At 69.7% G+C, this 21,616-nt stretch carries 16 protein-coding genes and 1 pseudogene; 2 read left to right on the forward strand and 15 right to left on the reverse strand.

What is annotated here, in order from left to right; translation table 11 throughout:
* Positions 1 to 2: 2 nt before the first annotated feature.
* From Q7W82_RS00435 to Q7W82_RS00490, 12 genes are all read right to left on the reverse strand, one after another.
* Complete coding sequence (locus Q7W82_RS00435) at positions 3 to 761, reverse strand: HAD family hydrolase (RefSeq protein ID WP_242161201.1); 759 nt, start codon at positions 759 to 761, stop codon at positions 3 to 5.
* A gap of 197 nt (positions 762 to 958) precedes the next feature.
* The gene (locus Q7W82_RS00440; RefSeq protein ID WP_242161200.1) at positions 959 to 1,336 is read right to left on the reverse strand and encodes an EF-hand domain-containing protein; all 378 of its coding nucleotides are present in this window, start codon (positions 1,334 to 1,336) and stop codon (positions 959 to 961) included.
* Positions 1,337 to 1,560: 224 nt separating this feature from the next.
* Complete coding sequence (locus Q7W82_RS00445; protein ID WP_242161199.1) at positions 1,561 to 1,950, reverse strand: hypothetical protein; 390 nt, start codon at positions 1,948 to 1,950, stop codon at positions 1,561 to 1,563.
* 79 nt (positions 1,951 to 2,029) lie between these two features.
* Positions 2,030 to 2,227 carry a CPXCG motif-containing cysteine-rich protein gene (locus Q7W82_RS00450; RefSeq protein WP_242161198.1) on the reverse strand — a complete coding sequence of 66 codons (198 nt, stop codon included), beginning with the start codon at positions 2,225 to 2,227 and terminating at the stop codon, positions 2,030 to 2,032.
* Between the two features lie 30 nt (positions 2,228 to 2,257).
* The gene (locus tag Q7W82_RS00455) at positions 2,258 to 2,947 is read right to left on the reverse strand and encodes a M15 family metallopeptidase (protein WP_242161245.1); all 690 of its coding nucleotides are present in this window, start codon (positions 2,945 to 2,947) and stop codon (positions 2,258 to 2,260) included.
* Positions 2,948 to 3,141: 194 nt separating this feature from the next.
* Entirely contained in the window at positions 3,142 to 4,503 is a 1,362-nt protein-coding gene (locus Q7W82_RS00460; RefSeq protein ID WP_242161197.1) for a peptidoglycan-binding domain-containing protein, read from the reverse strand.
* A gap of 69 nt (positions 4,504 to 4,572) precedes the next feature.
* Positions 4,573 to 4,878, reverse strand: a complete 306-nt coding sequence (locus tag Q7W82_RS00465; protein WP_019801080.1) for a lysozyme inhibitor LprI family protein — start codon at positions 4,876 to 4,878, stop codon at positions 4,573 to 4,575.
* A 464-nt stretch (positions 4,879 to 5,342) separates the two neighbouring features.
* Entirely contained in the window at positions 5,343 to 7,247 is a 1,905-nt protein-coding gene (locus tag Q7W82_RS00470) for a peptidoglycan-binding protein (protein WP_242161196.1), read from the reverse strand.
* Between the two features lie 155 nt (positions 7,248 to 7,402).
* The gene (locus Q7W82_RS00475; RefSeq protein ID WP_242161195.1) at positions 7,403 to 8,188 is read right to left on the reverse strand and encodes a hypothetical protein; all 786 of its coding nucleotides are present in this window, start codon (positions 8,186 to 8,188) and stop codon (positions 7,403 to 7,405) included.
* Positions 8,189 to 8,576: 388 nt separating this feature from the next.
* Positions 8,577 to 9,503, reverse strand: a complete 927-nt coding sequence (locus Q7W82_RS00480) for a hypothetical protein (protein WP_242161194.1) — start codon at positions 9,501 to 9,503, stop codon at positions 8,577 to 8,579.
* Positions 9,504 to 9,616: 113 nt separating this feature from the next.
* Positions 9,617 to 10,417: an N-acetylmuramoyl-L-alanine amidase gene (locus tag Q7W82_RS00485; protein ID WP_242161193.1), complete on the reverse strand. Its 801-nt coding sequence runs from the start codon at positions 10,415 to 10,417 to the stop codon at positions 9,617 to 9,619.
* Positions 10,418 to 10,500: 83 nt separating this feature from the next.
* Positions 10,501 to 13,245, reverse strand: a complete 2,745-nt coding sequence (locus Q7W82_RS00490) for a TonB-dependent receptor (protein ID WP_242161192.1) — start codon at positions 13,243 to 13,245, stop codon at positions 10,501 to 10,503.
* Between the two features lie 383 nt (positions 13,246 to 13,628).
* On the opposite strand from Q7W82_RS00490, the gene Q7W82_RS00495 reads away from it, so the two are divergent.
* A complete protein-coding gene (locus tag Q7W82_RS00495) occupies positions 13,629 to 15,023 on the forward strand; it encodes an SH3 domain-containing protein (RefSeq protein WP_242161191.1) in 1,395 nt (464 codons plus the stop codon).
* A complete protein-coding gene (locus Q7W82_RS00500) occupies positions 15,020 to 16,123 on the forward strand; it encodes a dipeptide epimerase (RefSeq protein ID WP_242161190.1) in 1,104 nt (367 codons plus the stop codon). The genes Q7W82_RS00495 and Q7W82_RS00500 overlap by 4 nt, the downstream gene beginning before the upstream one ends.
* 317 nt (positions 16,124 to 16,440) lie before the next feature.
* On the opposite strand, the gene Q7W82_RS00505 is transcribed toward Q7W82_RS00500, so the two are convergent.
* The 3 genes and pseudogenes from Q7W82_RS00505 to Q7W82_RS00515 all read right to left on the reverse strand — a co-directional run bounded on the left by Q7W82_RS00505 (position 16,441) and on the right by Q7W82_RS00515 (position 21,550).
* Entirely contained in the window at positions 16,441 to 17,430 is a 990-nt protein-coding gene (locus tag Q7W82_RS00505) for a glycoside hydrolase family 43 protein (RefSeq protein WP_353949518.1), read from the reverse strand.
* A 12-nt stretch (positions 17,431 to 17,442) separates the two neighbouring features.
* Positions 17,443 to 18,900 (reverse strand): annotated as a pseudogene (locus Q7W82_RS00510) (MFS transporter); the annotation flags it as partial.
* Positions 18,901 to 18,931: 31 nt separating this feature from the next.
* Positions 18,932 to 21,550 carry a glycoside hydrolase family 3 C-terminal domain-containing protein gene (locus tag Q7W82_RS00515; protein WP_311195520.1) on the reverse strand — a complete coding sequence of 873 codons (2,619 nt, stop codon included), beginning with the start codon at positions 21,548 to 21,550 and terminating at the stop codon, positions 18,932 to 18,934.
* Between the last annotated feature and the right edge of the window lie 66 nt (positions 21,551 to 21,616).

Here is a 21,616-nt window from a genome sequence, read left to right on the forward strand (position 1 = left end):
ACTCAGGCCTGCAGCAGGCTCGCCGCATGCCGGTTGAGATCCGCCACCGCCTGCGGCCAGTCCGCGGCCGCGGCGACTTCGCGCAGGCGCGGTTCGTCGGCCGACAGCCCATGCTCGGCCTCGTGCGCCCAGGTGGTGGTGTATGGCGTATGGATGCCCCAGCCGCCGAGCGCGATCACCGGCTCCACGTCCGAGCGCAGCGAGTTGCCGATCATCACGAAGCGCTCGGCACCGATGCCGAACTCGGACAACACCTTGGCGTAGGTTTTCGGGTCCTTCTCGGACACGATTTCGATGCGCGGGAACAGGTCGCCCAGGCCGGACTGCGCGATCTTGGCTTCCTGGTGGAACAGGTCGCCCTTGGTGATCAGCACGATCTCGAACTCGGCGGCGATCGCGGCCACCGCCTCGCGCACGCCGGCGATCACCTCCACCGGATGCTGCAACGTGCTGCGCCCGATCTCGACGATGCGCCCGATGTCGCGCGCGGAGATCCGCGCATCGGTCAGCTCGATCGCCGCCTCGATCATCGACAGGGTCATGCCCTTCGCGCCGTAGCCGAACACCGCCAGGTTGCGCCGCTCCACCGTGAGCAGGTGCTGCAGGGTGCGGGCGTCGTGCAGGTCCAGGTACTGGCCGAGGATGGCTTCGAACGCAGCCTCGGCATCGCGATAGTAGTCCTCGCTCTTCCACAGGGTGTCGTCGCCGTCGAAACCGACCAGGGCGATGGGGGAAGCACGCAAGGCAGTCGGCGTCGGCATCATCCCCCAAGCATAGCAGCGCCTCCCGACCCGCAGACACACCCCTGCCCCACCGCGCAAACGCACGACGGCGGCCCATGGCCGCCGTCGTGGTGGAGCGTCGATCGGAAGACGCGCGCGGTGATGCGCTGGAGGTCCGGTCCCGGCGAGGCGGTGCGCGCATCGTCGCGCAACCGCCAGCGCCGGCACCGCTCCCGTTACTGGCCGCCGTTGCTGTCGCTGCCGGTCGCCGCGCCGCCCTGCTGCTTGGCGACGTAGGCCTTGTACTCGTCCGGGGTCAGCTTGCCATTATGGTCGGCATCGGCCTGGGCGAAGATCTGGCTGAGGCCGGCGTTGACCTGCGCCTCCTGCTTGCTGATGGCGCCGTCCTTGTCGGCATCCACATCGGCCCAGGTCTGGCCGCCGCCCGAGGCCGCGCCGGCCTGCCCGCTCTGGCCGGTGGCGCTGGTGGACGACTGCGTCTGCGCCTGCGCAGCGGCGTCGGCCTGCGCATCCTGGGCAAACGCCGGCAGGGCCAGCGCGGCGGCGAGGAGGGCGGCGGTACCGATCAGCGGGGTGCGGGTGCGAATGTTCATGGGTGGATTCTCCTTGGCTCTCGGTGTGGCATGTCCGGTCGATTCCGGAACACGGCGCTACCGTGCCGGTCTCAGACTGAATCCATTCCCTGTCGAAAAACGCCGCCAAACGGATCGTTAACCACGGCGTGCGCACGCCGCGCTACCGCAATGGTTAGGGTTCCGTCAGCGCGCGGTAAGGCGTCCATTCGAGACGTTTGGATTGCAGAAAGAAAACGTCTGTTTCAGCGTGTTTCGTGACCGCCGTCGCCAGCGTTTTCGCTTGAACGCCCCCTGAATGCAACCCAGGCCAGCGCCACGCCAGCGAGCGCACCGGCCACTTCCAGGACCACGCGCGCGCCCAGTTCGTCGGGGTCGTGGATGCTGGCCAGGGCGATGCGCGCGTACAGCGGCGACTCCAGGCGGACGATGCTGGTGTAGAACAGGTTCCAGCAGTCGATGCCGGCCGACACCGCCACCGCGATCAGGCACGCGCCGCCCAGTTGCTGGCCCTCGGACCAGCCCCATCGCCGGCCCAACCATTGCCACAGCGCATAGACCAGGAAGCCGACCGCCAAGGCGATCAGCCCGGCTTCCAGCGAGCCCAGCAGGCCGAAGTGCAGCGGCAGGTTCATCGGGTGTCCTCGGTCGGCAAGGGCACAAGTCTAGAGGGTGTCGCGCATCGGCGTGCGGCATGGCGCGCCGGCGCGCGGCTCAACTGGCGTTTTCGGCGATCGCGCTCACCACCGGCGCACCATCCTCGTCCCAGCGCACCGTCATCAACATCGGCTTGCAGCAGACCTGACAGTCCTCGACGTACTGCTGCACGTCCACCGACGGATCCAGCGCGACGTCGATCCATTCGCCGCAGTAAGGGCATTGCAGGTCGACGAACGGGTGCGTGCCGGTCATGGAGGGGTCCGTGGCGAAGGTGAGGCGCCGCTAGCGCACCGGCACGTCGAAGGCGACGCCGGGGCTGGGCTCGGGCTGGAAGGTGAAGTGCCACCATTCCATCGGATAGTTGACGAAGCCGCGCGCGGCCATCGCCTTCAACAGTTGCCGACGGTGCGCACGCTGGGTGGCGTCGATGGCCGGCGTGTCGGTGTGCGCGCTGGCGTCGAAGAAGTCGAAGCCGGTGCCCATATCCAGCGCGCGGCATGCGCCCTGGCGGCAGTCCAGCAAGCCCAGGTCGACGGTGGCGCCGCGGCTGTGGCCGGAGTGCTCGGCGATGTAGTCGCCCAGCAGTACGCCCTTGTCCAGGTTCGGGTAGTAGCGCGCCTTGGCGAGCTGATCCTGCGGATCGCGCGCCCAGGCGACGAAGGCACGCACCGACCGCTGCGGCCGGTAGCAGTCGAACACCTGCAGGCGGTAGCCCTTGGCCTGCAGATCACGCTGTACCTGCGCCAGGGCCTGCGCAGCCGGCGCCAGCAGATAGCACTTGGGCGCGTCGTAGCCCGGCACCGGGCGACCGGTGAAGTTGTCGTGGCCGGCGTAGCGGATGTCCATCGCGATCTCGGGCGCCAGCGCGTGCACGTCCACGAGTCCCGCCTGCTCCGGCGTGGTCGCCGGCGAGGTGATCGGTTCCGCAGCGAACGTGGCGGGCGCGACGACGAACGCGAACGCCAGGCCCAGCGCGCGCAGCGCGCCAGGCCGACGCCAGGGGCGCGAGGAATGGTGGTGGCGTGAGCGGCGGTCATGCGGCATCTGCGCAGCATAGGCCATGGCCGCTGCCGCTGTCCTGCCGCGCTTCTGCGATGTGCGCGATGCGAACTGCGCAATGAGGGCGGCCAGCGGCGCGTGCCGATGACCGCCCTGCGCAGTGCGCATCAACGCCCCGGCGTCTGCGCCTGGGTCTGGGTGCGCTGCTGGTCCTGCACCTGCCGCTCCTGCGCCTGGCGCTGGGTTTCGGCCGCCAGCTGCTGCTGACTCTGCTCCAGCGGCACGGTCGCCGCCTGCTGGCGATCGACGTAGGCGCGGTGCACGTCGTGCGCGTTTTCCGGATTGCGCTGTACCGCGATCATGCCGCGGCCATCGGTGCTGGCGACCAGGTCGTCGATGCGCGACATGCCGCTGACCTTGGCCTCGAACGCCAATTGCCCCGCTGCACGCTGCATGGACTCGCGGTCGCCGTAGCCACCGTTGCGCCCTTGCTTTTCCAACTGCGCGACCGCCTGGTCGAACAACGGATTGTCGCGCCGCAACTGCTCCACGCCCTGCTGCCGCTGCACGCTGCGCTCGATCGCCGCCAGCGTCTCCGGGCCGGCCTTGCCGTCCACGCCCTTCAGGTGCTGGTCCTGCTGGAACTTTTCCACCGCCGCTTCGGTCTTGGGGCCGTAGGTGCCGATCGCATCCTTGGCCTCCAGGTAGCCGAGCGTGGCCAGCTTCTCCTGCAGGCCCTTCACCGCCTCGCCCTGCGCATTGCGCGCCAGCACGCCGTGCGCGGCCGGCTCGCGATGGCCGTCCTGCGGCTTCGGCGCCGTGTGCCCGTCGCGTTGCTCGCCGGGCTTGGCCACGGTCTTGCCGAGGTCGGCCAGCTTGAGCAGGTCGGCCTTCTCGTTCTCGGCACGGTTCTGCAGCGAATCCAGGGTCTTCTGCTTGTGCACGCGCGGGAACAGCTCCTTGACGTGCTCGGCCTTGTAGTCCTGCACCGCGCTGACGATCTCCTTGTCGGAGATCTTCGACAGGTCGGCCTGCTTGCCGAACTTCTCCTCCATGGCGCGCAGGAACACGCCGGAGCCGCCGGGCTTCTTGTCGCTGCCGGGGCCGTACTGGACCGCGGTGCTCCACATCGCATCCTGCACCGCCGGGCCGCGATCGGACAGGTCCAGGCCCTTGTCCTTGAGCCGGTCGACCAGTTTGTCGAAGTGGGTGCGCTTGATGTAGTCGTGCTGTTCCTGGCCGAAGCCGGGGTCGGTCTTGGCCAGCTCCTTCCACTTGGCGCTGAAGGCGTCCGAGCCCGGCTTGAGGCCGGCGAAGTCGTCGCTGTACTTGCTGTCCTTGACGAAGGCGGCGACGGTGCCGCCGTTGATGACCTTGCCCTCGCGGGTGGTGGTCTGCGAGGTCATCTGATACGAGCCGTAGGACACGCCGCCCGGGTCGTCGACGCCGGAGGACACCGTCGACGCGCCGCGGCCGCCGGTCTCGTAGTGCTTGGAGGTCTGGCCCAGTTCCCAATCCTTGTCGCTCATCGCGTTCTCCTTGGCAGGACGCGCGGCGTGGAAGGCGCCGCGCGTCGGGGTTCAATGCAGAGGGTGAAATCAGTGCGCTTCGAGTTCGTCGGCGCGGCGTGCGGTCATTTCCAGGCGGCATTCGGCCGCATCCACGCGCTCGGCCTGGCCGCCGTCCGGATCGGCGACGCACTTCTCGTCGCGTTCGGCGATCCACTTGCGCTGCCGCTCGCGCAGCGCGTGCTGTTCGGCCTCGCCGAGCTTGGCCATCGCCGCCTTGTAGGCGGTGTTGAGGCGCTGGTCCTGGTAGGCGTGTTCGTCGGAAATGCAGTCCAGCATCGCCGGGGTGGCACCGCCGGCGGCGGTGATGCAGGTGTCGTAGGACGGTCGCAGCACGGGGGAATCTCCTGAAGCGTGGGAAGGGCTTGGCGCTGCCGGCGCCGCGGCCGGCGTGGCGGCACCCGCGTCGGCCTGGGTGCCGGCCTCGTGCGCGGCGGCAGGGGCCGCCGCGGCAGCGGCGTCCGCAGCCGGAGCGGCCGGTGCCTGCGTCTGGCTGGGCGTGGAAGACGGCGCACTGCACGCGGCAGTGGCCACGCACAACAGCAGCAGGGAAGAGCGGTGGAAAGCCTTGGCGATGGCCATGGTCGGGTTGCGTCCTTGTCGTTTGCGCGAGCGGAAAGGCGAGGTTCTAATCGATCGTGACGCACGCTGTCCATCGCGCGCCGCGATGGCGGGTGATCGTGTTTGGCCGGCGTTGGGCAATGTCGCGCCGACGCATGCGTGGCAAGGGCCGCCGCCATCGCCACGCACCACCGCCGCCGCGCGACATGCGCGACGGCGGTCGCGGCCGGAAGCACCGATCAGCGCGGCGCCTGGGCCTTTTCGCGCTGCGGGTCCGGCTGCTGCGGTTGCTCCTGCGCCTGCCGCTGGGTTTCGGCGGCCAGTTGCTGCTGGCTGCGTTCCAGCGGCACCGTCGCGGCCTGCTGCCTGTCCACGTAGGCACGATTGACGTCGTGCGGATTGTCGGGATTGCGCTGCACCGCGATCAGGCCGCGGCGGTCGCCGCTGAGCACCAGGTCGTCGATGCGATTCATGCCGCTGACCTTGGCCTCGAACGCGACCTGGCCGGCGGCGCGCTGCATCTCCTCGGCGCTCTTGAAGCCGCCGTTGGGTCCCTGCTTCTGCAGGTGGTCCATGGCCTGCCTGTAAAGCGGGTTGTCGGCCAACGCCGCCGCGTCGGCCTTGGCCGGCGCCGGCTGCTTGGCGATCGCCTCCAGCGTGGCCTTGTCGGCGATGCCGGTCGCCGCCAGGCCCTTCTCGCGTTGCAGGTTGGCGACCACTTCCTTGGTGCGATCGCCGTAGTAGCCGGTGCCGCTGAGCAGCTTGCCCTGGTCGTCCTTGATGCCCAGTTCGATCAGGCGCTGCTGCATCGCCTTGACGTCGGCGCCCTGCTCGCCCGGCTTCAGCGCCGTGCGCGGCTCCTGCGCACCCTGCGTCTGCGCCTGGGTCTGCTGGCGGTCCTGCAGCAGGTCGCGGCCCTTGGCCAGCGGATCGGAAGCGAACAGCTTGGCGTTCTGGTGCGTGGCCAGGTAGTCGTCCAGCGGCATGGTGTTGACGCCCTTGCTGCCGGTGGACTGGCTGACCAGCAGTTCGCCGCTCTTGGGATCGCGCACAACCATCATGATGTGGTCGATGCCCTTCCAGTGTTCGTGCGCGGTCTTGCCCGAGTCCACGCCGATGACCATGCCTTCCTTCAGCGCGCCGGGCTTGAACACGTCCTTGCCCTGCAGCAGCACGCCCGAGCTGTCGAAGGCCTTCTTGACGATCTCGCCGGAGCCGGACATGCCTTGCGCCAGCATGTCCTTCTGGGTGAACACGTCGCGCCCGGCCTTGCGGTTGATCTCGTTCATCGTCGCGTTCTGCAGCTCGGTCACCCAGCCGGAGCAATCGATGTAGCCCTGCGACAGGTGCTTGCCGTCCACGCCGGGGTGATAGTACTTGCTGTTCTTGACGTTGATCGCGTACTTCACGTCGTCGTGCTTGACGCCCAGGTCGTACGCGGCGCTGAGCGCGATGCCGTCGTGGCCGCCCTGCTTGCCGCCAGCGTGCGTCGGCGTGCGTGCCGGCGCGGCCTGGCCCTCGGCGAGCGGCTTGATGCCCTTTTCCGGGATCGCGATGTGGTCGTACTTGGCGTCCCAGTACTTCACGAAGGCCTTGGCCATGTCCTGGTCGGACAGCGTCTTGAAGTCGGCCAGCGAGGTGCCGGTGTAGGCCTGGAACTGGCGCGCGCCCTGCGCGTCCTTTTCGCCGGGAACGTTGTTGAGGAGGTTGGCGCGGGTCCCCTTCAGCTCGAAGTGGCCGGTGGCGATGGCGGCCTGGATCGAGCGGTAGCCGCCGGCGCCCTGCTGGTGCGCCATGTACATGTCCAGGCCGTCGGGCTGCGCCTTGCCGGACAGGTAGGCGCGGCCGTCGCGTTCGTGCTGGCGGGTCAGGCTGTTGCGGTTGTCCTGGTACATGCGCGCAGCGGCATCGGTGTTGGCCACCGCGTCGAGTTCGCGGCCGCGGATGCCGTAGGCGCTGGCGGCCCCGGGCGTGAACTGGAACAGGCCCTTGGCGCTGTTGGGACCGCGACTGGCCTGCTCGTCGAAGCGGCCGCCGGTTTCGATGTAGGCGAAACGCATGAAGTCGTCGACCGGAATCTGCCGCTGCCTGGCTTCCCGCTCGATGATGTCGAGATTCTCTGCCTTGGTGGTATCGCGTGCCATCTCGTGTAACTCCTGGAGGTTGAGGTACGGCCATCGCGGCCGCCTGGGTCAACCGAGCTCGTCCGTGAGCTTGTTAGTGCGCGGTCAACAGAACGATTGCGTACTGCGGAACATCGGGTGCTGCGTCCACCGGCGCGCCGCCGCGCGCCGTGGGGTCATGCGTCGGGCGTCGGCTGGTACTGGCCGCTGTCCGGGTCGAAGGCGTACTGCAGCACGTCGCCGGCATCGAGCAGGCGCGCGCGGCCGGGAGCGGCGATCGCGGTGCCGTGCAGCGCCACCCGCAGCGCCGGCATGCGCTGGCCGGGGACCGCCTGGAATTCCAGGGTGCCGGTGCTGGACACGTGCGGTACCACGCCGTCCGGGTCGCTGGCCGCTTCGTTGTCCTCGCCGGCCGCCACCGTGCCGCAATAGACCCAGCTGCGGTAATCGCCGAGGTCATGCCGGTTCGGGTCGAACACGAACAACGCGAAGCCGGCCTCGGTGATGCCATTGCCGAAGCGCGTGGTGGGCAGGGCCAGCAGCAACCGGCCGTCGTCCAGCGCATGCTGCTGCGGCGCGCGCGTGGTGTCGAACGCATCGGCGCGCGCGTAGGCGCCGAAGCTGCCGACGTAGCGCTGCGCGTGCAGCACCATCCACGGCCGCTCGCCGCCGGGCGTGGTCAGCAGGAAGGTGGCGGCACCGAGCGAGACGCCCTCGCCCGGGTTCGGGAAGGTTTCCGCATCGTCGATGCCGTACCGGCCCGGCGTGGCATAGCTGAAACCGGTGTAGTAGCGCTTGCCGTCCAGTTCGACATGCTGGCCGCCCCAGAAATTCACCACCGCGCCGTTGTCGATCTCGTAGGACACGGCGCCATCGCCGTCCCAGCCGTAGATCAGGTACAGCACGCTGCCCGCATCGGGTGGCACTTCGGGAGCGGCGGCGCGCGTGTTGTCGTTCGACATGTCCAGAACATCCTGTATTCGGTGAAGAAGCCGGAAGAACCCACCTGCCACATTCCGACGCATCCCGCCGCCGTGTCCGCCCTGACGCAGGCGGCGCACGAGGCGGACGCGACGCCTGGGGCGGAGCGCGAACACGCCCCGCTGGCGCGGTTTCGGACGGAACGACGGTGACGTGCACTGCGGCCCCGAGCAGGGGCGGTGATGGCGGTCGCGCATGGCGAACCGCACGCCGGCAATCCACACCGGCATTTCGGGCGAGTGCAGCATCCCATGCCGCTCGCGAATGACTCGCCTGATCATCAGGCCCCGTGGGGCGCATCTTAAACCAGGTCCCGCGCCCGACACCACCGCGGCGACGCGCGCCCGCGCCCGCTCCCCGCGCCGTCCGTCAGCGGTCCAGCGGCGGGGTGTACTGCTGCTTGGCGGGGTCGTAGGTGTAGGTGACCGCGTCGGCCGGGCCCAGCGTGCGGACCTTGCCCGGCCCGTCCACCGCCGTGCCCTGCAGGGCGATCCGCAGCGACGGCACGTTGCCACTGGCCGGCGGCACGAAGCTCAGCGTGCCGGTGCTGGTGGCGCACTTCATGGTGCCCTGGTCGTCGCAGGCGGCGCTGTTGTCCTCGCCGGCGGCGACCGTGCCCAGGTAGACCCAGCCCTTGTAGTCGCCCAGGTCGTTCTTGTTCGGGTCGAAGGTGAAGATCGCGAAGCCGGCACTGGTGATGCCGTCGGCGAAGCGGGTGGTCGGCAGCGCCAGCAGCAGGTGGCCGTCCTGGGTGGTGGTGCTCTGCGGCTTGCGCTGTTCGTCCAGGGTGTCGGCCTTGCCGTCGGCCCCGAAATCGCCGGCCCAGCGCTGCGCATGGAACAGGGTCCAGGTCGGCGTGCCGCCGGCGTTGTCGAGCACGTAGGTGGCCTGGCTGATGCTGACGGTGGCGGCCGGGTCGGGCATGTCCTGGTCGCTGCCCTGGTCCCCAGGCTTGGCGTACTTGCCGCCGGTGGCGTTGGCGAACCCGGTGTAGTACTGCTTGCCGCCAAGGTCGAAGCGGTAGCCGTACCAGAAGCTGGCCACCGCGCCATTGTCGATGGCGTAGGACGCCGAGCCGTCGCCCTTGGCGCCGTAGATGTCGGCCAACACCTGGCCCGGCGCCGGCACCTCGGCGGCGACCGGCTGTGCCGCCGCAGTCGCGTCGGCGGGCGCTGCGGGCGCGGCCGCGCTTGCCGTCGCCGGGGTCTGCGTGGCCGGCGCATCGGCAGTCTTGTCCTTGCACCCACCCAACAGCAGGAAGGTGGCCGCCCACAGGGCCGTGGTTCCTCGCCTCATCGCACTGCGTCCTTTGAAGTCCGTTGGCGCGCGATGCTATCAAGAACCGCGGCGGCGCCAAGTGACAGGCGTGCACGCCGCCAAGACCGACGCTGGCGGCGCGGCGCACCGGCTCAGGGCGCGTCCGGCTCCATCGCCGGGAGCGGCTGCGGCCGCGCCAGCAGCGGCTGGGTCAGCGCGTACAGGATGCGCAGGTCTTCGGCATCGAAGGCGGTGGCGTCGTTGCCGCGGTAGTGGTGGTGAAAGGCGCGCAGGGTCGCGGCGCGGTCGTCGACCGGATAGCCGATCAGCGCCAGCGCCTGCCACGGATCGAAGCCGGGCGGGGCCGGCGGCGTGTCGGCGGCCGGCCAGCGGCCGAAGCCGGCCTCGGCCAGTCGCTTCCACGGGAACAGCGGGCCCGGGTCGACCTTGCGCGAGGGCGCGAAGTCCTCGTGCCCGACCACCTGGGTGCGCGGGATGCGCAGGCGTGTGCACAGGTCTTCGAGCAGCACCAGCAGGCTGGCGATCTGTTGCGGCGCGAACGGGGTCTTGCCGTCGTTGTCCAGTTCGATGCCGATCGAGGCGGAGTTGATGTCGGTGATGGTGCCCCAGCGCCCGGCGCCGCCATGCCAGGCCCGATCCTGGTCGGCGACCAGCTGGTAGCGCGTGCCGTCGCGGCCGATCAGGTAGTGCGCGCTGACCTTGCCCTTGCTGTTGTGCGAGCGCAGCGTGTCCAGGCTCTGCTGCACCGAGTGCTGGTCGGTGTAGTGGATGACGATCAGGATCGGCCGGCGCGTGTCGTAGTTGGGCGACGGCACCCAGGTGGCCAGCGGATTGCGCTGCGGCGCGTGCGCGCAGGCCCCGAGCAGCGCCAGCATGCCCAGCAACAGCAGCCGACGCACGGCGGACAGGAACGGCACGGGAACGCGGGTCATGGACACTTCCTGGTCGGGGTCGCACAAGCGTACGCAATCGGCGCGGCGGCGGCGTGCAAACGCGCGTCGACGGCCACGCGCGCTCAGAAGCGGTAGTTGAAGTTGACGTACCACTGCCGGCCGATCGCGCTGTACACCCGCGGGAAATACGGCCAGGTGGTGTAGGTGTCGTCGCGCGGATGCAGCGCGTCGAACACGTTGAGCACGCTCAGGCCGACGGTGGCCTTGTCGGTGATCTGCTTGGCGAGGTCGACGTTCCACACCAGGTAGGGCGCGACCCGGCCGCGCTCGGCGTAGTCGGGCCGCGAGCCGTAGCGGTAGCCGTACACGCCGGCCGACCAGTCGCCGCGGCTCCAGTTCGCGCGCCAGTTGCTGCGCGTGCGGAACGCCAGGTAGTCGACGTCGTTCATCACGTCCACCGGCTGCGCACCGGCGAACTGCGCCACCTCCATCCGCAGCACCCGGGTCAGGCCACCTTGCAGGCCGAGCGTGCCCCAGGCGCCGAGGTCGAGGTCGTAGCGCAGGCTGGCGTCGATGCCGTCGGTACGCATCAGCGACTGGTTGATGGGGAAGGTCTTGAACGCGGTGATCTGGCCTTCGCTGGTCAGGTCGGTGCCGGGGCTGCGCGTGACCGCGTCCAGGTAGAAGCGGCAGGCCGCCGAGGCGGTATCCACCGCCGCGCCGGCGCGGTCGCGGCCGAGCAGGCAGTTGGCGTTGTTCTCCAGCAGGGTTTCGCTGGAGATGGCTTCGACCCGGCCCTTGAGTTCGATGCGGTAGTAATCGACGCTCAGCGACAGCGCCGGCAGCGCGTCCCAGACCGCGCCGAACGTGGTCGACTTGCCGGTCTCCTCGCGCAGCAGCGGATTGGAGGCCTGGGTGGAGAAGGTCTGGTACTCGTGCGCGCTCGCGCAGGCCGCCGACAGCGGATCCAGGCCGTCGCGGCGGCACAGGTATTCGTCGACCACGGTGGGGTTGTTGGCGCTGGTGCCGGCGTAGATCCACAGCAGGTCCGGCGCGCGGAAGCTGGTGGCATGGCTGCCGCGCAGCAGCAGGGTGTCGAACGGACGCCACTCCAGCCCGGCCTGCCAGGTGGCTGCGCCATCGACCGCGGTGATGTCGTCGTAGGCGTCGTAGCGCGCGGCCAGGGTGGCGCTGAGCCGGCTGGCGATCGGCACGCGCAGCTCCAGGCCGGCGGCATAGCGCTTGCGCGGGCCGCCGCCCGGGGTCTGGGTGAGGTTGTAGATGCGCTCGCTGCCGGTGTAGTCGACGGTGGTGCGTGGATCCGGCTGCAGGTCGTAGGTCTGCCGCGCCGCTTCCAGCACGGTGGCGACCTGCACCATGCCCGCCGGCAATTCGAACAGGTCGCCGCTGACCACGAACTGGGCCTGGTCGGTGGCCGATTCGCCGCGGCTGACCACTTCGGTGGTGAGCTGCTGGTACAGCGCCGGGCTGCCGGGCGCGAACAGCCGGTCCGGGCGCACGCGGCGGATTTCGGTGCCGTCCGGCCGATAGCCCAGCACAGGGCCGAAGTAGTAATCGCGCACCGCATTGGTGAGGAAGCGCGGGCGCCGCGTGGTGATGTCGTAGCGCGACAGCGACACGCTGGCATCCCAGTCGAACCGCCCGCCGAAGGCCTTGCCGCGCACGCCGGCGTTGAGATTCCAACTGCGCTCGTCGTAGTCGATGGTCTTGATGCCGCCGACCTCGTCGGGCAGGAAGATGCGCTGCGCGGTGACCAGCCCCAGGTCCGGATCGTAGGCGGTGAACGCGCCCTCGCCGATGTAGTAGTGGGTCTGGCTGGAGCTCTTGTCCTGCGAATGGTTGGCCAGCAGTTGCGCGTAGGCGACCATGTCGTGGCCGAGCTCGGCATCGCCGGCCAGGTAGGCCGAGGTCTTGCCGTAGCCGTTCTGCACCGAGCGCCCGGCGTAGTAGTCGAACGCGCCGCAGCGGTTGGGCGCGGCCAGGCTGTCGCTGGTGCGGTAGGGACGGAACGCCGGATTGGTCGCGGCGCAGGCCGCGGCCAGCGCCTGCGGCGAGGTCGACAGTGTGCCCGCCTGCGGCCACAGATAGGTGGTGCCGCGGCGCAGGTACACGCCGGAGATCGACACGTTGGGCGAGCTGGGATCGGCCTTGTTGGCCGGATGGTCGTCGTAGGAATCCATGAAGCCGCGCTGGCGGGCGACGATGGGTTCGCGGTCCAGCCGCTCGAAGGCGTAGGTGACACTCCAGCCCTCGCCGCGGCGCCCGCCGGTCCACTGCAGTTGCCCGGTATCGCCGCCGCCGCGGGTGGTGGTGCCGGCGCGCACGCGCAGGCTGTCGCCCTGGAAATCACGCTTGGTGATGATGTTGACCACGCCGGCCACCGCGTCGGAGCCGTAGATGGCCGAGGCGCCGCCGCTCATCACCTCGATGCGCTCCACCGCCGCCGCCGGAATGCTGCCCAGGCTGACCGCGGTGCCGTTGGCGCCGTAGGACTGCGGATAATCGGCCATGCGCTTGCCGTTGAGCAGGATCAGCTGGTAGCCCGGCCCCAGCCCGCGCAGGTTGAGGTACTGGCCGTTGGGTGAGCTGCCGGTCTGGTCGCTTTCGTTGAAGGTGCTGCCGCTGAACTGGGTTAGCGTGCCCAGCGACTCCCATACCGTGCTGAAGCCCTGCTTGCGGATGTCCTCGGCGGTGATGACGGTGACCGGCGCCGGGCCTTCCACCTGCGCGCGGGCGATGCGCGAGCCGGTGACCAGCACCGCGTCGAGATCGCGTGGCGTCGCCGCCTGTTCCTGCGCCAATACCGGCAAGGCCGCGGCCAGCGTCGTCAGCGACGCCAACGCCATGCGCACGGGTCGCAAGGAAACGGGACGACGAACGATTCGCATGGGCACGCGGCTCTCCTGCATGGCGCGGGTGGATGGCGCGAACGCTGCGGGCGTGGCCACGGCCGCGCGCCTGTCCCTGGCGTCCACGCACACGGCGATGACGCGTGCACGGCACGCGGCCATCGTGTTGCGGTGCTGCATCTTGCCGAGCGGACGCGGCGCTGCCGTGCGGTGCCTGCACGTTCCCCAGCGCCATCGCCGCTCTCCCCCTGTGCAGTCGGATGTACCACGCGCTCGCAAAACCTGTCAACGCAGCGCCTTGACAGGAAAAAACCGGGAATCGAAGATCCTGGCGTCGGCGCGCAGCACGCGCCGGCCTTCTTTCCAGACAGCGGGATGCCATGATCACGATGCGCGGCCTGTGCCTGTTGCTCGCCGTGGCGGCGAGCGGCGGCATCGCACCAGCACGCGCCACCGACGCCATGCCGCTGCAGGCACAGCCGGCGCAGTTGCAGGCCGCGCACTGGATCGCACGGCTGCCGGCGGCATCGCCGCCGCTGCTGCAGGCGTCGCAGCGCGCCGTGTTCAACGCCCGACTGCTGCACGACGATCCGTCGATGCACGATCTGGCCACGCTGCCGGCGCAACTGCCCGGCGCGCAGGTGCGCGCGCAGATCCTGGCATTGTCGGCACCGCCGACGCGCTCGCTCTACGACACCCGGGGTGCCGCACTCGATGCTGTGCATCTGCAGGCGCTGCAGCGCGCGCTGGCGCTGGACGCGCTGCCGGCACAGGTGCAGCCGCGCTACGCCTTGGTGGTGCAACGCGCCGACCTGCGGCGCTTCCCCACCGCCGAACGCGTGTTCAGCGACCGCGACGATCGCGACATCGACCGTTTCCAGGAATCGGCGCTGTCTCCGGGCAGCCCGGTGGCGATCCTGCATGCCAGTGCCGATGGGCAGTGGCTGTTCGTGCTGGCCAACAACTACGCCGCCTGGATCGCCCGCGATCGCATCGCCGAGAGCGACCGCGCCAGTGTGCTGGCCTACGCGCAGCGCACGCCGCGACTGCTGGTCACCGGCGCGCGCGCGGCCACCGTGTTCACCCCGGAGTTGCCGGCAGCCTCGCAGGTGGCGCTGGACATGGGCAGCGCGCTGCCGCTGCTGCGCGACTGGCCGCCGCTGCAGGCGGTCAACGGCCAGTCACCGCTGGCCGCCTACGTGGTGCAGTTGCCGCTGCGCGACCGCGACGGACGGCTGCAACTGGCGCCCGCACTGGTGCCGCGCAGCGCCGACGTCGCCGAGGCGCCGCTGCCGGCCACGCCGCAGATGTTGCTGCAGCAGGCGTTCAAGTTCCTCGGCGAGCGCTACGGCTGGGGCAACAGTTACGACGCGCGCGACTGCAGCGGCTTCGTGGTCGACCTCCACCGCAGCCTCGGCATCGAGCTGCCGCGCAACACCGGCGACCAGGCGCGCAGTCCGGCACTGGCGTCGGTGCCCTACACCGCCACCGACCCGCTGCCGCAGCGGCAACAGGCGCTGGCGCGACTGCGCGTCGGCGACCTGGTCTACATCCCCGGCCACGTGATGCTGGTGATCGGCCACGAGGATGGCCAGACCTGGGTGATCCACGACGTGGCCGGCGCCAGCTACCGCGATGCCGCCGGCCAGGTGCAGCGCGTGCGCCTCAACGGCGTGTCGGTGACCCCGCTGGAGCCGCTGCTGCTCGGCGACGGCACGCCGTTCATCGACCGCATCACCCGCATCCAGCGCCTGCGCGCGCCGACCACCGAATGAAGATCACCGAGATCCGCCTGGGCATGCTGCGCGTGCCGCTGAAGACCCCGTTCAAGACCGCGCTGCGCACCGTGCAGGCGATCGAGGACGTGGTGGTCATGGTCCACACCGACGACGGCCGGATCGGCCATGGCAGCGCACCGGCCACCCCGCCGATCACCGGCGATACCCACGGAGCGATCATCGCGGCGATCGAACGCTGCCTGGCGCCGCGCCTGATCGGCGAGGACATCGCCGACCTGCAGCGCCTGCGCGGCCTGATCCAGGGCGCGCTGGAACACAACAACAGCGCCAAGGCGGCGCTGGAGATCGCCGTGCACGACCTGTGGGCGCAACAGCATGGTGCGCCGCTGTACCAGCTGCTTGGCGGCGGCACGCCGCAGCTGACCACCGACCTCACCATCAGCGTGAACGCCGTGGACACGATGGTGGCCGATGCGCTGTCGGCACTGGCGCGTGGGTTCGTGGCGCTGAAGATCAAGATCGGCACCGATCTCGCCGAGGACATCGCACGGGTCGAGGCGATCCATGCCGCGGTCGCCGGCCGCGCGCAGCTGCGGCTGGACGCCAACCAGGGCTGGACGCCGAAGCAGGCGGTGCAGGCGATGCACGCGCTGGAGCGTGCCGGGGTGACCCTGGAACTGCTGGAACAGCCGGTCAAGGCCGGCGACGTCGATGGCCTCCAGTACGTGACCGAGCGCGTGCAGACCCCGGTGATGGCCGACGAGAGCGTGTTCTCGCCGGCGCAGGCGATCGCGCTGCTGCAGCGGCGCGCGGCGGACATCGTCAACATCAAGCTGATCAAGGCCGGCGGGCTGTCCAACGCGCTGCGCATCGCCGACATCGCCGCGGTGTACGGGGTGCCGTGCATGATCGGCTGCATGCTCGAATCGAGCATCGGCGTCGCGGCGGCGGCACACCTGGCGGTGGCGCGCGCGGACGTCATCACCAAGGTCGACCTGGACGGGCCCTCGCTGGGGGCCTTCGACCCGGTGGTGGGCGGGGCGCAGTTCGACGAAGCGCAGATCCGGATTGGCGAAGCGCCAGGGTTGGGGATTCGCGAGGTCCAGGGCTTGGAGCTGTTGCCGCGGTCGGTGTAACGGCGCCGCGCCTGGCTAGCTGGCTAGCTGGCTAGCTGGCTGGCTGGCTGGCTGGCTGGCGCAATTGTGGGAGGGACTTCAGTCCCGACCGCTGTAGCAATCGGTCATTGAATGGCTTCACTCGTCGCGACCGAAGTCGCTTCCACTGGGGGCTTGCGGCGCGCCCGCCGGGTGCACTGTGGGAGGGACTTCAGTCCCGACGCATTGCGCCATCGGAACGCACACCACGTCGCGCGTCGCGGCTGCATGACAGTCGACTCCCACAGGAGGTCACTGCGCCGCGTGCCGACGCCGCAGTGCCGCTGGGCGACGGCCTTTCAGCCACCATAGGGATCGACCGTGCGGATGCTGCCATCCGCCTCGACGTGCAGCGGCGTGCACTTGACCGAGCGCAGGTGGGTCACGCCGCCGGACAGCAGCGCGTCGTGGTAGAACAGGTACCACCGGCCTTCAAACCTGCAGATGGAGTGGTGCGTGGTCCAGCCCACCACCGGCTTGAGCAGCACGCCGCGATAGGTGAACGGGCCATACGGGCTGTCGCCCGTGGCGTAACACAGCAGGTGCGTATCGCCGGTGGAGTACGACAGGTAGTACCGGCCCTGGTCCTTGTGCAGCCACGGTCCCTCGAAGAAGCGGCGCGCGTGGTCGTCGGCGCGCAACGGCTGGCCGTGTTCGTCGAGGATGACGATTTCCCGCGTGCGCTCCGCCAGTTGCGTCATGCCAGCGTCCAGCCGGGCGATCCGCGGCCCCAGTGCCGGCGCAGCTCCCTCCGGCTCGGCGTGCAACGCGTCGTGGCGATCGTCGCGGTACTTCTGCAACTGGCCGCCCCAGATGCCGCCGAAGCAGAGGTAGTGCGCGCCATCGTCGTCCTCGAACACGGCTGGGTCGATCGAATAGGTGCCCGCGATCGGCTCGGGCTCGGCGGCGAACGGGCCCTCCGGACGGTCGGCCACCGCCACGCCGATGCGGAACAGGCCCTGCGCGTCCTTGGCCGGGAAATACAGGTAGTAGCGGCCATCGCGGGTCGCCGCATCCGGTGCCCACATCTGCCGGCTGGCCCAGGGCACGTCGCGCACATGCAGGGCCACGCCGCAGTCGGTGGCGGCGCCGTCGGGCGTGTCCATGCGCAGCACGTGGTAGTCCTCCATGCCGAAGTGACCGCCGTCGTCGTCGAACGGCGCGCCGCTGTCGATGTCGTGCGACGGATAGATGTACAGGCGCCCTTCGAACACGTGGGCCGATGGATCGGCCGTGTAGATGTGGGTGACCAGCGGCTGCGCGATGGCGTGCGCCGCGAGATGGTCCAGGTCGCTGAGTTCACTCGGGTCGGCTCCCTGCCGACGCGCCTGCAGGTCGTGTTCGATGCGACGTTCCATACGCTTGTCGATCCGATAGAAGAACAGCAGCGCCACCGCGACCAGGAACGGGATGGCGCTATAGACGCTCACGGTCAGGCGGATGCCGTCCACCACAGCCTGCGGCTGCTGCGGCGCGCCTGCCTGGTAGCCGTGGTGCGCGAGGATGCCGGCGACCAGCGCGCCGCCGATGCTGAGCCCGATCTTCAGCCCGCACAGCATCGCCGAGAAGATGATCGCGGTGGCGCGGCGATGGTTCTTCCATTCGGAGTAGTCGGCGACGTCGGCGATCATCGCCCACAGCAAGGGGATGGTGATGCCGTAGCAGAAGCCGTGCAGCATGAAGGCGCCGAAGGCCACGCCGATCGCCGTGGGCGGAAACACGTAGAACGCCAGCAGGAACACGGTGGAGGCCAGCAGCGCGCCGCCGAAGGCATCGCGCTTGCCGAAGCGGTCGGCCAGGCGCCGGGAAAATCCGATGCCCAGGATCATGCACAGGATCCCGCAGGCGTTGAACAGGCTGAATGCCGAGGTCGCCGGATCCTGCGGCCAAGTGAAACCGGACAGGCCCCATCCGCTGAGCAGCGCATTGACTCCGCCGATGAAGCCATTGAATCCGGAGGCGTCGAGAAAGCCCGCTAGCGCGGCCTCGCTCAGGTAATACTGGAAGTAGTAGATGTAGGTGCCGCCCTTCAGCGCCAGGTTGACGAAGACCAGCACCGTCAGCGCCAGCATCACCTTCCACGGCCGGTTGTGCAGCAGGTCGGACAGGTCCTGCAGCACGCCGGCGCTCTGTTCCTTGGCCGGGACGATGCGCTCGCGGGTGGTGGCGAAGGTGATCAGGAAGAACAGCGTGCCCACCACCGCGAACACCGTCATCAGGCGCTCGAAGCCGCGCACGTTGTCGCCGTCGCCCAGGATCAGCACCAGCGGCAACAGCAGCACCTGGATGATGAACTGCGCGATCATCACCGCCACGAAGCGGTACGCCGACAGGCTGTTGCGCTGGGCCATGTTGCCGGTCAACACCCCGCTGAGCGCCGAGTACGGCAGGTTGTTGGCCGCGTACACCAGCATCAGCAGGCCATAGGTGGTGAGGGCGTACAGCACCTTGCCGCGCGCGCCCAGGTCAGGAGTACTGAAGGCCAGCAGCGACAGCGCGCCGAAGGGGATCGCCGTCCACAGGATCCAGGGCCGGAACTTGCCCCAGCGGCTCGCCGTGCGGTCGGCGGCGATGCCGATCAGCGGAGTGAACACGAACGCGCCCAGCAGGCCGATCACGAAGATGATCGTCGCCGCCGTGGCCGCCGGCAATCGGTAGACATCGGTGTAGAAGAACGCCAGGTAGGTGATCAGCGTCTGGAAGATGAGGTTCGCCGCCAGGTCGCCCAGGCTGTAGCCCAGCTTCTCCCGCACCGACAGCGTGTGCGCGGCGGTCTCCGCACTGCGGGGCTCAGTCACGACGCGCCTCCACGGTGAAGCGCCCACGCACGCGGGCATCGGCGCTGGAACCGCCGATCCGCACTTCGTAGCTCCCCGCTGGCACGACATAGGCGCCGCGCGCGTCGTCGTACTGACGCAGCGCCTGTTGCGCGTCCAGTTCGAAGGTCAGGGTCCGCCGCTCGCCAGGAGCGAGGTGCACACGCTGGAAGCCACGCAGCGCCTGCTGCGCATCGCCGGGTGCGGCCGCCAGCCGCCGCACGTACAGCTGCGCGACTTCGTCGCCGGCGCGCTTGCCGGTGTTGGCCACCTCCACCTGCACCGTGAGGCGCCCATCGTCGGCGATGCGCGACGCATCCAGGCGCAGCTTGGCGTAGTCGAACCGCGTATACGAGAGCCCGTGGCCGAACGGATACAGCGGGGTGCCGCGGAAGTAGCGGTAGGTGCGGCCTTCCATCGCGTAGTCGTCGAAGGCGGGCAGCGCCTGGTCCGCCCGGTAGAACGTCACCGGCAGGCGGCCGGCGGGATTGACCTCGCCGAACAGCGCCTGGCCCACGGCGGTGCCGCCGCGCTGCCCCGGATACCAGCTCATCAGGATCGCCGGCAGATGCGCCTGCGCCCATTCCACCGCCATTGCCGAGCCGCCGGTCAGTACCATCACCACCGGCTTGCCGGTGGCGTGCAGCGCCTCCAGCAGGGTGCGCTGCGGCGCGGGCAGGCGCAGGTCGGTGCGGTCGCCGCCGGCGAAGCCCGGATAGTCGACCTTCATCTCTTCGCCCTCGACGTCGCCGGTCAGGCCGCCGACGAACACCACCACGTCCGCGTTGCGCGCGGCATCGAGCGCCTCCTCGAACGGCGGCTTGGCGCCAGGCATGCGCCAGCCCAGGCGCACGCCGGCGTCGCGCTCGGCGTCGTAGTACTCCAGCTTCACCGCATAGGCGCGGCCCGCCTGCAACTCCAGGTCCACACCGTCGGCGCGCATGCGGTCGCTGTCGGTCCAGTGATCCAGCACCAGCTTGCCGTCCACGTAGAGGCGGAAGCCGTCGTCGGCGGCCGCCTCTATCCGGTAGCGGCCCGAGACCGGCGGCAGCAGTTGGCCGCTCCAGCGGATGCTGAAATGATCGTTGGGAATGCCCTGCCCCGGCCCCGCTTCGCCGCGGGCCAGCAGGTTGTCGGTCGGCGAGCCGCGGTCCCAGCGGAAGCCGATCTGGGCGTCGGTGCGGACCAGCGCCGGCGTGCCCGACAGATCGGGCGTGCGGAAGTATTCGCCGCGCAGGCCGCGTTCCGGCGAGTCCGCCGAGGGCCGCAGATACGTCGGCTCGATCAGCGGCGTGGCGCCCGGATCGTCGCGCCCTTCGACCAGATCCACGCCGCGCGCATAGCGCACCTCGATGCCCTTGGCCGCCTCGCGGATGCCCTGCAGGAGGGTGACCGGCGCCGCCGGGGTGCCGAAGTAGTTGCCGAGCAAGGCCATGGTGTCGTCGGCGGTCGGGCCGACCACGGCGATGCGCTTGAGGTCGCGCGACAGCGGCAGCACGCCATCGTTCTTCAACAGCACCAGCGATTCCTGCGCGGCCTGCAAGGCCAGCGCATCGTGCGCGGGCGCCTGGTTCACCGAGGCGGGGATCCGCGCCCAGCGCACGCGTTCGGGCGGATCGAACATGCCCAGGCGCATCCGCGCGGTGAACAGGCGTGTCACCGCGTCGTCGATCTCCGCTTCGCCGATCAGCCCCTGGCGTACCGCCGCCGGCAGCGTGGCGTACTCCTGGCCGCACTCCAGTTCGGTGCCGTTCCTGACCGCCAGCGCCGCGGCGGCCTCGCGGCTGGGCGCGAGGTGGTGGTGCTTCCAGATGTCGACGATGGCCCAGCAGTCCGACACCACATACCCGGTGAAGCCCCAGTCGCGGCGCAGCACGTCGCGCAGCAGGAACCGGCTGGCGCTGGCGGACTCGCCGTACACCCGGTTGTAGGCGCCCATCACCGCATCCACCTTGCCCTCCTTCACCAGCGCCTCGAACGCCGGCAGGTAGGTGTCGTAGAGGTCGCGCTTGCTGGGGCGCGCATCGAAGTGGTGGCGGTCGGCTTCCGGGCCGCTGTGCACGGCGAAATGCTTGGCGGTGGCGTCGAGCTTGCGGTACACCGGATCGTCGCCCTGCAGTCCCTGCACGAAGGCCACGCCCATGCGCGCGGTGAGGTAGGGATCCTCGCCGTAGGTTTCCTGGCCGCGCCCCCAGCGCGGGTCGCGGAAGATGTTGATGTTCGGCGACCAGAAGGTCAGCCCCTGATAACGGCCGTGCGCGCCCTCGCGGAGGAACTGGTGGTGCTTGGCACGCGCCTCGTCGCTGATGGTGGTGGCCACCTGCCCCATCAACGGCACGTCGAAGGTGGCGGCCAGCCCGATCGCCTGCGGAAACACGGTGGCCTGCCCGGCCCGCGCCACGCCGTGCAGCGCCTCGTTCCACCAGTCGTAGGCCGGCACGCCCAGGCGCTCGATCGCCGGCGCGGCGTTCTGCATCTGCGCCGCTTTCTCCTCCAGGGTCATCTGCGCGACCAGCGCAGCCGCCCGGTCCTCGAAGCTGGCGGAGGGGTCTTGCCAGGGCTGGGTGTCCGCGGCATGGCCGACGCCGGCCAGCGTGGTGGCGGCGCACAGGGCCAGCGTGCGGAACAGGCGGCCACGAACGCCGCGACGAAAGGAAGA

It is taken from the genome of Xanthomonas indica (assembly GCF_040529045.1).
Lineage (GTDB): Bacteria > Pseudomonadota > Gammaproteobacteria > Xanthomonadales > Xanthomonadaceae > Xanthomonas_A > Xanthomonas_A indica.